The organism is Acinetobacter sp. 778_lipA (assembly GCF_058242985.1).
Window position 1 is genome coordinate 149,274 of record NZ_JBZAYT010000001.1, and the last position, 12,270, is coordinate 161,543.

14 protein-coding genes are annotated in these 12,270 nt (G+C 36.8%); 8 read left to right on the top strand and 6 right to left on the bottom strand.

Features of this window, described 5'->3' with window-relative positions:
• Position 1 precedes the first annotated feature (1 nt).
• The 5 genes from AC4CUY_RS00735 to AC4CUY_RS00755 all read left to right on the top strand — a co-directional run bounded on the left by AC4CUY_RS00735 (position 2) and on the right by AC4CUY_RS00755 (position 4,914).
• On the top strand, positions 2-1,084 hold the full coding sequence (locus tag AC4CUY_RS00735) for a TPM domain-containing protein (protein ID WP_419359008.1): 1,083 nt from the start codon (positions 2-4) through the stop codon (positions 1,082-1,084).
• Entirely contained in the window at positions 1,078-1,644 is a 567-nt protein-coding gene (locus tag AC4CUY_RS00740) for a TPM domain-containing protein (RefSeq protein WP_419359006.1), read from the top strand. Before AC4CUY_RS00735 ends, AC4CUY_RS00740 begins: the two co-directional genes overlap by 7 nt.
• 200 nt (positions 1,645-1,844) lie before the next feature.
• Positions 1,845-2,192, top strand: a complete 348-nt coding sequence (locus AC4CUY_RS00745) for a type IV pilin protein (RefSeq protein ID WP_419359004.1) — start codon at positions 1,845-1,847, stop codon at positions 2,190-2,192.
• Positions 2,193-2,775: 583 nt separating this feature from the next.
• Complete coding sequence (locus AC4CUY_RS00750; RefSeq protein ID WP_419359002.1) at positions 2,776-3,120, top strand: prepilin-type N-terminal cleavage/methylation domain-containing protein; 345 nt, start codon at positions 2,776-2,778, stop codon at positions 3,118-3,120.
• A 144-nt stretch (positions 3,121-3,264) separates the two neighbouring features.
• Positions 3,265-4,914: a PglL family O-oligosaccharyltransferase gene (locus tag AC4CUY_RS00755; RefSeq protein ID WP_490773551.1), complete on the top strand. Its 1,650-nt coding sequence runs from the start codon at positions 3,265-3,267 to the stop codon at positions 4,912-4,914.
• Between the two features lie 116 nt (positions 4,915-5,030).
• On the opposite strand, the gene bfr is transcribed toward AC4CUY_RS00755, so the two are convergent.
• From bfr to gmk, 6 genes are all read right to left on the bottom strand, one after another.
• Positions 5,031-5,495 (bottom strand): heteropolymeric bacterioferritin subunit Bfr, encoded by a 465-nt coding sequence (gene bfr / locus AC4CUY_RS00760; RefSeq protein ID WP_336952292.1) that lies wholly within the window; start codon positions 5,493-5,495, stop codon positions 5,031-5,033.
• Positions 5,496-5,809: 314 nt separating this feature from the next.
• The gene (locus AC4CUY_RS00765; RefSeq protein WP_004718308.1) at positions 5,810-6,004 is read right to left on the bottom strand and encodes a bacterioferritin-associated ferredoxin; all 195 of its coding nucleotides are present in this window, start codon (positions 6,002-6,004) and stop codon (positions 5,810-5,812) included.
• A gap of 188 nt (positions 6,005-6,192) precedes the next feature.
• Positions 6,193-6,576, bottom strand: a complete 384-nt coding sequence (locus tag AC4CUY_RS00770) for a RidA family protein (RefSeq protein WP_004718306.1) — start codon at positions 6,574-6,576, stop codon at positions 6,193-6,195.
• A gap of 93 nt (positions 6,577-6,669) precedes the next feature.
• Positions 6,670-8,781 carry a RelA/SpoT family protein gene (locus tag AC4CUY_RS00775; RefSeq protein ID WP_490773552.1) on the bottom strand — a complete coding sequence of 704 codons (2,112 nt, stop codon included), beginning with the start codon at positions 8,779-8,781 and terminating at the stop codon, positions 6,670-6,672.
• Between the two features lie 214 nt (positions 8,782-8,995).
• Positions 8,996-9,277 carry a DNA-directed RNA polymerase subunit omega gene (gene rpoZ / locus AC4CUY_RS00780; RefSeq protein WP_004718302.1) on the bottom strand — a complete coding sequence of 94 codons (282 nt, stop codon included), beginning with the start codon at positions 9,275-9,277 and terminating at the stop codon, positions 8,996-8,998.
• A 110-nt stretch (positions 9,278-9,387) separates the two neighbouring features.
• On the bottom strand, positions 9,388-10,008 hold the full coding sequence (gmk, locus tag AC4CUY_RS00785) for a guanylate kinase (protein WP_336952290.1): 621 nt from the start codon (positions 10,006-10,008) through the stop codon (positions 9,388-9,390).
• A 134-nt stretch (positions 10,009-10,142) separates the two neighbouring features.
• On the opposite strand from gmk, the gene ispH reads away from it, so the two are divergent.
• From ispH to pilV, 3 genes are all read left to right on the top strand, one after another.
• Positions 10,143-11,093: a 4-hydroxy-3-methylbut-2-enyl diphosphate reductase gene (gene ispH, locus AC4CUY_RS00790; protein ID WP_419358995.1), complete on the top strand. Its 951-nt coding sequence runs from the start codon at positions 10,143-10,145 to the stop codon at positions 11,091-11,093.
• Between the two features lie 142 nt (positions 11,094-11,235).
• Positions 11,236-11,745 carry a pilus assembly FimT family protein gene (locus tag AC4CUY_RS00795; protein ID WP_419358993.1) on the top strand — a complete coding sequence of 170 codons (510 nt, stop codon included), beginning with the start codon at positions 11,236-11,238 and terminating at the stop codon, positions 11,743-11,745.
• The gene (gene pilV / locus AC4CUY_RS00800; RefSeq protein WP_490773553.1) at positions 11,742-12,263 is read left to right on the top strand and encodes a type IV pilus modification protein PilV; all 522 of its coding nucleotides are present in this window, start codon (positions 11,742-11,744) and stop codon (positions 12,261-12,263) included. Before AC4CUY_RS00795 ends, pilV begins: the two co-directional genes overlap by 4 nt.
• Positions 12,264-12,270 lie beyond the last annotated feature (7 nt).

Sequence of the window (12,270 nt, forward strand, 5' to 3'; positions counted from 1 at the left end):
CATGAGTACAATATTATTTGTATTTTTTGGACTGATGCTTTCTGTTCAATCGAGTGTTTGGGCTGAAACAGCGACAGCCACAGATGAGCAAGAGGTACAAGACGCAATTGTTTTGGGTAAAGTTGTACCCAATACCAATTTGCCCAATGTGATCGGCTCAAAACCCACAGATGCTCAAAAACAAACACCTACCACACAGCAAGCACCTCAAACTTCCTCAAAAGATTTACCACAAGTTGCCAATGATATGGCAGAGGGTGAAAGTGCTCGAAATATTCCCACATTAAACCAGCCTGTCGTTGATCAAGCGAATGTTTTATCTGCAGCTGAAAAGCAAAATTTAGAACAACAAATTCGTGATATTTATCGCCAAGGTAAAGCACAAATTGGGATTATCATTGTTCCAACCACAGGGCAAGAAGGTATTTTTGATTTTGCTATGCGGGTTGCTGAGCAATGGAAGTTAGGTTCAGCAAAACAAGACAATGGTTTATTGATTGCTGTTGCAGTCAATGATCATAAAATCCATATTGCAACAGGCTACGGTTTGGAGGGTGTACTCCCCGACATTGTGGCCAGTCGGATTATACGCAATCAGATCACACCGGACTTTAAGCAAGGACAATATGCTCAGGGTTTACAGGCGGGTGTCAATGAAGTTGAGCGTATTTTAAACCTTGACCCTGAAATTGCCAAACAAGCCGCAGATGAGCTAAAAGAGCGCCAAAACCAAGCGTTGCAAGAACAAGAAGCCAAGGATCGAACCTTGACCACAGCTATGGTGATTTTGGTGATTGGTATCTTTGCATCATTTATTGTGGGCAATCGTTTAAGCGCGGCTGTTGCAGGAGTAACAGCAACCGCTGCAGGACTTATTTATGGCTCAGGGATTGTAATGAGCTTAGTTTTGGGTTTTGGTATATTCTTTTTGTTGATTACATCACTGGCACAACTGATTTTCCAAATGTTCTTATCTAGTGGTGGGCGTGGTGGAAGCAGTGGAGGTGGTGGTTTTGGCGGTGGGGGAGGCTATAGTGGCGGCGGTGGTGGTTTCGGCGGTGGAGGAGCATCAGGCTCATGGTAACAAAAACAGATACAACAGCAATTGTGACTGAACCGAAGTTACAGGAACAGGTACAACCGAGCTTTAAACGTTGGTTAAAGCACGTTTTATATATGCCTGCCTCGAAACGCTATTTTTCAAAGCAAGATCAGCATGCAATTGCACAAACGGTGAAGCAAGCAGAAGAAGGCCATGTCGGTGAAATACAAGTGGTGATCGAGGGGCATATTCCAAGTCATCAGGCTTATCATCAAAATACACGGTTAAGGGCACAACAATTGTTTGCTGAATTGGGCGTGTGGGATACTGAGTATAATAGTGGTGTATTGCTGTATTTAAACTTGTGTGAAAAGACAGTCGAAATTGTGATAGATCGTGGTATTTATCAAGCTACTACACAGCAAACGTGGCAACAGATTTGTGATGTGATGATTGCTGAACTGAAAAACAAAAATTATCGAACTGCAGTGAGTAATGGTGTTTTAGAAATTGGTCAAATTTTAAATTTATTTTACGGGGATAAATATAGTCAAATTGATAATGTAAATGAATTATCAAACAATCCAATCATTGTGAATTAATTTTATTCTCGGTGACAATAAATGTCACTTTTTTACGTTTAATTACGTAAAAATATAAGCAGTAAAAAAAACCTTGTAAAGCATTACATTCTCTCTAAAATCAAAGAGTCTCGACTGGTTGTTGATTTTTTCCACAAAAAAGAACAGCCATATAAATTGCTCAAAAGCTATAAAAATTTTTAAAACATTGGAGAAATGTTATGAATGCTCAAAAAGGTTTTACCCTGATTGAATTAATGATCGTTGTTGCAATTATCGGTATTCTTGCTGCGATTGCGATTCCTGCTTATCAAAGTTATACACAAAAAGCAAATGACGCATCTTGTTTATCAGAAATGAAATCTTATTCAGGTTTATTTGTTGCGGAAAAAATTGCTGAAAGTGGTTCTATAACGAACTTACCAGCTGATACTACTTTAACACATTGTACATTTACTGCTCCTACTGCTTTAACTGAAAATACATTAACTGCTACTGCTAAAAAAGGAACAAATAAAAGTATTACATGTGCTGTAGGTACGAGCGCTGCTTGTACAATTGCGCCATAATATTGTTATATATTTAAAAAGGTACTTCGGTACCTTTTTTTAATTTTTATCATATCTTAAATATAATTTTTTACTATATAATGTGAATTATATTGATTGATTTAATGACATAATTTTAATTAATAGAAAATTACATCTCTTGTTTTTAGTAAACTAAAATAAATCATAACTGTATTTTAAGAGAATACTTGTTAAATCTGATATTATTTAAGATATACTTGTATAAAATGTTATAATTTCGATTGTGATGTAAATTTTTTTAAAATAAAATAATAAGTTTATCTTTATGGGTGAAATAAAAATATGTCATTTAACTTTATTATTGAACTTTATTTTTATCTTATTACCTATAAAAAAATGTGGTTTTTTTGATAAACACTTTTTTAATTTATATATTGCTATTTGTAAATGAATGTATTAGATGTAATTTCTTAAATTTTACAGAGAATTATAATAAATTAACAATTAATGTTATAAAGCGACATTTTTTTTCAAAAATATCAGAATTTATAAAAATTATATTTATTCTAAAATATTCATGTTACTTTTGTTTTATAGACAATAATCTTAATGATTTATTATTATGAAAAATATAAATGGTTTTACATTAATAGAACTGATGATTGTTATTGCGATTATTGGTATTCTTGCTGCAATTGCAATTCCCGCGTATGAGAACTATACAAAAAAAACAAATGATGCAGTTTGTTTGTCTGAAATGAAGTTCTATGCATCATTATATGTTTCTGAAAAATTATCTGAAAATGGAAGTTTAACAAAATTACCTTCTATAAGTGAGCTTAGGCATTGTAATTTTGAGGCGCCAACTAGCTTATCTCTCACAAATCTGATTGCAACGGCTATTAATGGGACAGGTAACACAATTAATTGCAATGTTAATAATGAGGTGGCTTGTGAAATAAACTGATTGTATTTTATACAGATTTGAATTTTAATAAATAACAGCCATCTCAAATAAAATTTCAAACAAAATGCATTCTATGTAGTCATTCCTTAAACAAAAAATGTTAGAAACGCTATAATAGGTTCAGTTTTTCTGTTCACTTTTCATATGAAAGCCATTCCTTATCTTCTTTCAGCCGTCTTGCTTTTACTTGCTTGGCTTTTACCGATCCATAAAATGCCTTGGACAACCTTTGGTAGTGAAGAACTGACTTTTCTATCTGCTTTGGTGTTGCTCAGTGCTTTTCTAAATAAAGACTTAAAAATTCCAAAACCGCAACTGCTTATATTGCCTGTATTGGCGATTCCATTGATTCAATGGGGCTTTGGCGAGATTTTGTATTTAAGTAATGCGTTGCTTTGCACAGCCTATATTGCAATGTTTTGGTTGATGCTGGTTGTCGGTTATAACTTGGCAATAGGTGAAAAAGGTCAAAGAGAACAAGTCTTTAAAGTATTTAGTCTTGTGGTTTTTACGGGGGCGATACTTTCAAGTTTTATTGCAATGACCCAATGGTTAGGCGTAAACGAATATTTTAGACCATTGGTCAATTTGCTCAATGGTAATCGTCCCTATGCAAACTTTGCCCAGCCGAATAATCTGGCGACGTTTATGTGTATGGGGGTATTTGCATGTTTATATTTTTATGAAAAGAAGATACTGCCAAATTACATACTCGGGCCATCCACTTTTATTTTTCTATTCACCATTGCGCTGACTCAATCACGAACTGCTTGGGTGGTGTGTTTGTTCACATTGATTTATTTGACCATTAAGCAATTCGGTCAAACTAAGCGCTTTGGGTTTATCAAATTACTCGCATGGTCTGGTGTGTTTATTGCGTTGATTACATGCTTGCCGATTCTGAATCAGTGGATTGCATCTGTATCAACCCAAGACGTAGCACAAGCAAATTCAGTGGTCGAGAGAGCAACATCAGGTTATCTCCGTTTAGATATGTGGAATCAAGCCCTCGTTGCGATTTCAGAAAAGCCATGGTTTGGGTACGGTTGGAATCAAACAGGGATGGCGCAAATCGCCGCTTTTGATTTATATCCATCACATGAATGGTATAAAACAGCACATAACGTGATTTTGGATTTACTGATTTGGAATGGTATTCCGATTGGTGGATTGATTATTGTTTATGTCGCATGTTGGTTGTATTGGTTAAATAAAGGGATTAAAGATGCAGTTTCAATTGCCGCAAGTTTGATGGTCTGTGCTATTTTGATTCATGCTTTATTGGAATACCCAATTCACTATGCATATTTCTTACTTCCTTTAGGTTTTTTATTGGGGATCATCCAAGCTCAGTATCCTCGTTTGCCTACAGTGAACTTAAAGTCTTCGATTACAGTGAGTATTATTGTGATTGGTTTGGTCTTGGTGGGAGTGATTTATCGAGACTATATTTTATACCGCCAACAAAGTGTATTCGTAAATAAGAAAACACCGTTAAGTGCTTCACAGCAAGCAGTGATGAATCAAGATATTTTGTTGCTGACGCAATTTAAAGAACGTGTCTGGTGGATTGGTCTAAATCCATATAGCAAAATGTCGGATCAGCAGTTGCAATATATGGGGCGTATGGTGGCAAACTTAGCTTCGGCATATGATATTCAGAAATATGCACAGGTCTTGGCTTTTAATGGTAAAAAAGCTGAAGCTGAACATCAGTTATGGATTCTAAAGACACTGCATGGGCAAGAGAAATCATATCAGGATCTATTACCTGTATCTGTTGCAGGAAAATAATACCCTTTCATAAAAGTGAATTGTGATGACTGTAGTGTTTGCATCGCTACATTTTGAAATAAAATAAAAAATCCCCCAATCAATTGAGGGATTCTTTTGTGATATTTAAAAATTAATTAGAGTTGGCTTTGAATATAATTTTCTATACCAACACTTTCACTTAGATCTAGTTGGGTCGTTGTCCAATCCCAAAATTCTTCTTCTTTCTCAAGAATTTCTTGAACAAGATCACGAGTCACATAATCTAAGTTGCTTTCAGCCAGTTCAACAGCTGTTTTCAATGCATCTATGTTTTCTTTTACTTTACGTACATCACAGTTTAAAACTTCAACCGTATGTTGACCAATATACAACTTTCCTAAATGTTGAAGATTAGGCAAGCCTTCTAAAAAAAGAATACGTTCAATGATCTTATCCGCATGCTTCATTTGGCGAATAGATTCTTTGTATTCAGCCGAACCAAGTTTTTCGATTCCCCAATCATTAAACATACGCGAGTGTAGAAAGTATTGGTTAATCGCAGTCAAGTGATGGTAAAGCACTTGATTGAGTTGATTAATTACATCTCGATTGCCTTGCATATGGCTAAAACTCCATTCTAATTGTGTACCTTAAAGTGAATTTAAACTGAGTCATTGAAATTTAATGATTAAGGTAATTCGATATGGCTCTATATTAATCAACTTTTTAGAGGGTTACGAGTAGTTTATGGAACGGCAAATGAAAATCGCAATCAAAAACAGTAGGGATGTCGTTTTGGCTAAAAGAGATTGATTAAAAAACGAACCCGCCTTGAGTCGAAGCGGGGGAGGAGAATGATCTGGGGATCATTAAAAAACTTATTTATTGTCGTTATTTATATAAACTTTTTATGCTTGAATCTTTGGATTTAAAACTATGCGGCAACAGAAATACGTGCTGCAATAAGTGATAGCTCTTCATTGATAATGCTTTTTGCTTCAGGAGCACAGCGACCACAGCACGTGCCTAAGTCTAATAATTCACGTACTTCACGGTAGCTCTCTGCACCATTTGCCATTGCATCTTTGATATCTTGATCTGTAATACCACGACATAAACAAACGTACATGAAACTCAACCCTAAGGTTAAATGCGATATCTAATATTATTGATAATTGTTATCATTTGTCAATGGAATTAATTTGAAATATCATTAATCTTTATTGGCTTTTTGAATAAAAAAATACCACCTGATCGGTAGTATTTAGTTTTATTTTTTAAATTATTTAAAATCAAATGTTTAATATTTGACTGCTATTATTGAGGAATAATGACAATGCCATCCATTTCAACCAACGCATTTTTAGGTAATGATGCAACACCTAATGCTGCACGTGCAGGGTAAGGTTGAGCAAAATATTCGCCCATGATTTGATTAACCAATTGAAAGTTTGATAAATCAGTCAGAAAAATATTGAGCTTTGCAATATCTGCTAAAGAACCACCTGCGGCTTCACACACTGCTTTTAAATTATCAAAAACCCGTCGAATTTGCGCTTCAATGCCTTCAACCAACTCCATGCTATACGGATCTAAGCCAATTTGCCCTGATAGATATAATGTATTGTCTACTAAAATAGCTTGTGAATAAGTACCAATTGCAGCAGGGGCATTTTCAGTATGGATCACTTGGCGGGACATTGATTTCTCCTTGATTTCAAATCATTTCATCATAAAGGATGAATAGCATGCAAAGTGCATCGAAGACTCTCGATAAACATTACAGATCTTAATTTAGCACGCTTTTGCTTTTAGCGCCTCGTTAATTGAAACGGGCATGGACATCCGACTAATTCGAGGAAAACCAAATTGCATACGTAATTCACGAATGATTTGCGCAATTTGTTTACGATTATTGACCACGATATTCACATAAGTTTTATCTTCATGAGAACGGACTGATTCAACCCCAGTTTTTGCTTTACGACATAAGTAAATCAATTCTGAAATTTGTTCATCAGTTAAAACAAGGTCAATACTCAAATAAGCATTGAAGTTAACATCGTCTTCTTCTTCCGACGTCCAGTGCAAAGACATGATGTTTTCTGGATGTAAATGTTGCTCATGCAATAAATTATGACAACGTGCACGATGTACAATTAAACCACGACGAGATAAATGTCCTTGAATTGGATCTCCCAATACAGGGTTACAACAGTGCGCATACTTAACATCGACACCATCGGTACCTTGAATCAAGCGCTTAGAAGCGTGTTCCTCAGTGGTTTTGGATTGAGCAAATAAATGATTGGCGACTAGTTGCGGTAGTAGGTCACCGACTGCAATTTGTTCAAATAAGGTGTCTTTATTAGTTACGTGGCGCCACTCTAATAAATCCTTCCAATCAGCTTCAGACAAGTCTTTAGTTGAGCGACTAAATAATTTTAAAGCACGGTTAAGCGCTTGTTGCCCCACTAAACGTTGTTCATCGGGATCTTGGTCACGCAAGATGTTCTGAATCGCACGACGTGCTTTTTGGGTATTAATAAAACTTAACCAGTCTGGATTTGGTGTTGCCAATACATCGGTAATAATTTCAACCACCTGACCACTGACTAAAGGTGTTGAAAGGGGTTTAATTTCACCATTAATTTTAGCACCAACAGCATGGTTACCTAAAAACAGACTTGCTGAATACGCAAAATCAACTGCTGTAGCACCTTGAGGCAATTCATGTAGCTGTCCGTGTGGTGTATAGACCCAGATTTTTTCTTGATGTAGATAATCAAGGAGGTCGCTAAATGTAGTCTTTGCACACTCTCCCCCGACAAGAATATCTAAATTCTTCATCGACGCTTGAATCGCTGAACGACATGCCTGTGGAGCGTTTTCACCAAGAACCACCCCAAAGCGCGCTGCTTTGCGCATCAGCTCGGTTTGAATGGTTAAAGATAGTGTTGTGCGCTCACCTTTGAGTTTGATCATCAAAGATTGGTTTCCGCCTGGTAATGGCCGACGGATATGATCTTCATAATCGATGACTTGGAAATTTTCTCGTAAGGCATCAACCAATCGGTCACAATCGGCAATGCTTTGTAAAATAATTTCGAAAGCGTGGCTGTGGGTGAGTTCCTGTAAGTCAATTTCGTTTTTTACAAAGTGGCGTAATAGTTCGATATTGTTATTTTTCTTTTTGATGCGCCCTTGAATATTATAATTATTGAGCAGTTCAGCTAAGTTTTGTTCCCAAACAGATTGATATTTACAGCGCTCTGGTTTGGTTTTGAGTAAATTTTCTTGTACATCATTGTACATATCGAGATCGAGATTTTGATAACACAAATGTTCTAAGTTATCCGCCATCTCATTCATACCGACAAGGCGTGCCATGGGAACAAAAATATCAAAGGTTTCTTGCGCAATTCGTGCTCGTTTATCTGGGCGTAAAGCACCCAGTGTTGTCATATTATGATAACGATCAGCGAGTTTGATAATAATGACACGTGGGTCTTGTAAGGTGGCTTGTAGAATCTTACGAAAAGATGCTGCTTTATTATATTCTTTATCACTGGAATGGCTGAGTTTGGTCACACCATCGACCAATTCGGCCACGGTTTTACCAAATTTTTCAGAGATATCTTCTTTGGTGAAATCAGTATCTTCAATCACATCGTGTAATAGTGCTGCCATGAGTGTTTCAGCATCCATACGCATATGTGCCAAAATACAACTCACCGCAATCGGATGTAAAATATAGGGTTCACCACTTTTACGTGTAATACCATCATGCGCAATATCAGCATAATCACAAGCCACAAGTACTCGCTCGACATCGCTTGGTTTTAAGTAAGCGTCGATAATTACATTCAACTGTTGCTTGGATTGGCTGACCTGTTGGCCTGGCATAGAACACCTATCTTAAATTACAAATTTGAAATATTTTTCCTAATGCTTTAATGAAAAGCATATTGAGCCGCTTGTCAATTTCTAGACATCAAATATATCTATTTTTTTTAACAAATAATTTGAATTTTGTCGATTGATTAGCAAAACTTTTTTTGCAAAATAACTGAAATAAAAAAGCCTAGTTGAAAAACTAGGCTTTTTATAAAGGCTTAGCTTATTGGAAAGAAAAACCTTCAAGATTAAGATTGTTTGCTGATAAAGCAAGGTCAAGACTAGACGTTTGGTAATCTTGATCACGTTGCTTCAAGATATCTTTAGTCACATGACCAATCGCAATTTCACGTAATGCAACAACAGTCGGCTTGTCATTGTCCCACTCAACAGTCGGTTCAATGCCTTGACGTGCCAATTGACGCGCGCGTTTGCTTGCCACTAGTACAAGCTCAAAGCGGTTGTCCACATGGTCTAAACAATCTTCAACGGTTACGCGTGCCATAAGAGTTCTCGTTTGAATACAAATTTTTTAAATAGACTGTGCAGTATAAAATGCTTTCACTATAGACTCAAGTTTTAATCGAAGCTTATTTAGAAAGCATTGAAATACGATTAAGACTGGGGTGTAATCAGTTTGGTAATTAAAGCTTGATGACGATTTGCCTGTTGATCTATTTTTAAGCGGTTGGCATTGATCACAGATTCCAAATCATGTAACGCTTTATTGAAATCATCATTGATAATGATGTACTCAAAATTGACATATTGTTGCATGTCTTCCACCGCGCAACTTAAACGATGCTCAATGACTTCAACCGAGTCTGTACCACGATTTGAAAGACGCTGACGTAAATCAAATTGAGTAGGAGGGAGGATGAAAATTTGTTTAGATTCAGGAAAAAGTTTACGAACCTGTTCTGCACCTTGCCAATCGATCTCAAGTAGCACATCATGGCCTTTCGCCAATTGGTCTCTTACCGTTGTTTGCGCAGTACCATAATAATTACCAAAAACTTCTGCATATTCAATAAAACCACCTTGATTCACTTGGTCAAGAAAGTTTTCTTTAGAGGTAAAGTGATAATGAACACCGTCGAGTTCGCCAGGTCGCTGACCACGAGTCGTATGTGAAACAGAAACGTGTAAATTGCTCACACGCTCAAGCAGCGCTTTAACGAGAGATGTTTTGCCTGTTCCTGATGCCGCAGAAACGACAAACAATAGACCCGACATGATATTTTTCCTGATATGATAAAATATCTTCTCTATTTTAGAGTAGAGCGAACACAAACAAAACTGTTTTTACACATTGTTTGTGTTTAATCGATAAAATATATCCAACCATTGAAGTGAGCATTGAGGGTTTTATGGAAATTGTATTGGCTAATCCGCGTGGATTTTGTGCAGGTGTAGATCGTGCAATTGCCATCGTCAATCGTGCGCTTGAATGTTTTAATCCACCTATTTATGTACGTCATGAAGTGGTTCACAACAAATTTGTGGTTGACGATCTACGTCAGCGTGGTGCAATTTTTGTGGATGAGTTGGATGAAGTGCCTGACGATAATATTGTTATTTTTAGTGCACATGGCGTATCTAAGGCAGTTCAACAAGAAGCAGAGCGCCGTGGATTAAAAGTCTTTGATGCAACCTGTCCATTGGTCACCAAAGTACATATTGAAGTCACGAAATATGCCCGTGAAGGAACTGAAGCAATTTTAATTGGTCATGAAGGTCACCCTGAGGTTGAAGGTACCATGGGGCAATATGACAAAAAAAATGGTGGTGAAATTTACTTGGTTGAAGATGAAGATGATGTTGCTTCATTAACAGTACATCATCCTGAAAAAATAGCCTTTGTGACCCAAACAACCTTATCTATAGATGATACTGCTAAAGTGATTGATGCTTTACGCAATAAATTCCCTCAAATTCAAGGGCCTCGTAAAGATGATATTTGCTATGCCACACAAAATCGCCAAGATGCTGTGCGAGATTTAGCCACACAATGTGATGTGGTGTTGGTTGTTGGCTCTCCAAACTCATCAAATTCGAATCGTTTACGTGAGTTGGCTGAACGTATGGGCAAGCATGCTTATCTTATTGATAATGCAGATGAGTTACAGCAAGAATGGTTTAACTCAAATCATAAGATTGGTGTGACAGCAGGGGCATCTGCACCTGAGATTTTAATTAAGCAAGTAATTCAACGTTTACAGGACTGGGGTGCGACCGCGCCACAAGAATTAAATGGTCGTGAGGAAAACATCACATTTAGTTTGCCAAAAGAGCTACGGATTCATGTAACTCAAGCTTAAATTTAAACTTTATTTTTTAAGCAGATAGCTGAGATTTCAGTTATCTGCTTTTTTATGCCTTTCGTCCAACTTGTATTGGTTTTGTAAGTATTTAAGCTATGATTTTTAATAGGGTAAAGTTTTGTTGCAATGGGGAGTAGCAATGCAAAATAATCGGGGATTCACCTTAATTGAGTTAATGGTGACGATTGCTGTTCTGGCAATTGTTGCATCGATTGCAGCACCCTCTTTTTCAAAGCTCTTAGCAACCTATCAGGCAAATAAAAGCAATGAAGAGTTAATGAAAGCACTAAAAGAAGCGAAGAGCCGTGCATCATCAATGAAAATGTCTGTGATCGTTTGTCCAAATAAAGATGGCTCGAATCAGGAAATAACAAAGACACTTTGTTTAACCAAAGCAGGTGTTAGTAGCGCCAATGCTTCAAATTTCATTGATGCAAAACGTGTCATTTTAGCCAATATTGATAAGGCTGTTAGTGTTGGTGGTGACTTAAATGTTGTTTTTAGTGCTATTGGGTCATCACTTGATAATGTGCCGAGTACCAACTTAAAGGCAAGGAAAATAACAATATGTGGTAATAAGGAAATTACCGAAATAACAGTATCAGTTATTGGAATTGTATCCTCTAAAAAGAATGGAGCATGCTCATGAAGAATAGGAAGAATCAATTGGGTGTGGGGTTGGTTGAAGTTTTAGTTGCTCTGGTTTTACTTGCGATCGGGGTTTTGGGATTTACTGCTTTACAGTTAAGGGCGGTGGACGCGACTGGTGAAGCGCTTACAAGATCTCAAGCAACCCTAATTTTGAGAGGCTTAACAGAAAGTATTCGAGCTAATCCTAATGGTCAATCTAGTTATCCTGCTGCAGTAAAAAACTATATTGGAGTGGGAGAGAAGTCTCCGAAAAAAAAATGTTTTAATGCCACATGTACGCCAGCAGAAATGGCTGATTATGATTCATATTTGGCTGCTGATGCAGCATCAAAAATCGGTATTAGTATTACAATGACGGATTGTCCAGGGGTAGGCAGTACAATAAAAAGGCAATGCTTATTCGCTGCTTGGGATGAAACTGCATCGAAATTAAAAGCAAGTGATTATAGTGCTTGTATGAGTAGCACAGGAACGTATGTGTTTACTGCAAAATGCCTAATGATGGAGGCATATTAAATGAGAT

Bases quoted from the DNA above. Each gene is read 5' to 3' on its own strand.
- AC4CUY_RS00735 (WP_419359008.1), top strand. From the start codon at position 2: ATGAGTACAATATTATTTGTATTTTTTGGACTGATGCTTTCTGTTCAA.
- AC4CUY_RS00740 (WP_419359006.1), top strand. From the start codon at position 1,078: ATGGTAACAAAAACAGATACAACAGCAATTGTGACTGAACCGAAGTTA.
- AC4CUY_RS00745 (WP_419359004.1), top strand. From the start codon at position 1,845: ATGAATGCTCAAAAAGGTTTTACCCTGATTGAATTAATGATCGTTGTT.
- AC4CUY_RS00750 (WP_419359002.1), top strand. From the start codon at position 2,776: ATGAAAAATATAAATGGTTTTACATTAATAGAACTGATGATTGTTATT.
- AC4CUY_RS00755 (WP_490773551.1), top strand. From the start codon at position 3,265: ATGAAAGCCATTCCTTATCTTCTTTCAGCCGTCTTGCTTTTACTTGCT.
- bfr (WP_336952292.1), bottom strand. From the start codon at position 5,495: ATGCAAGGCAATCGAGATGTAATTAATCAACTCAATCAAGTGCTTTAC.
- AC4CUY_RS00765 (WP_004718308.1), bottom strand. From the start codon at position 6,004: ATGTACGTTTGTTTATGTCGTGGTATTACAGATCAAGATATCAAAGAT.
- AC4CUY_RS00770 (WP_004718306.1), bottom strand. From the start codon at position 6,576: ATGTCCCGCCAAGTGATCCATACTGAAAATGCCCCTGCTGCAATTGGT.
- AC4CUY_RS00775 (WP_490773552.1), bottom strand. From the start codon at position 8,781: ATGCCAGGCCAACAGGTCAGCCAATCCAAGCAACAGTTGAATGTAATT.
- rpoZ (WP_004718302.1), bottom strand. From the start codon at position 9,277: ATGGCACGCGTAACCGTTGAAGATTGTTTAGACCATGTGGACAACCGC.
- gmk (WP_336952290.1), bottom strand. From the start codon at position 10,008: ATGTCGGGTCTATTGTTTGTCGTTTCTGCGGCATCAGGAACAGGCAAA.
- ispH (WP_419358995.1), top strand. From the start codon at position 10,143: ATGGAAATTGTATTGGCTAATCCGCGTGGATTTTGTGCAGGTGTAGAT.
- AC4CUY_RS00795 (WP_419358993.1), top strand. From the start codon at position 11,236: ATGCAAAATAATCGGGGATTCACCTTAATTGAGTTAATGGTGACGATT.
- pilV (WP_490773553.1), top strand. From the start codon at position 11,742: ATGAAGAATAGGAAGAATCAATTGGGTGTGGGGTTGGTTGAAGTTTTA.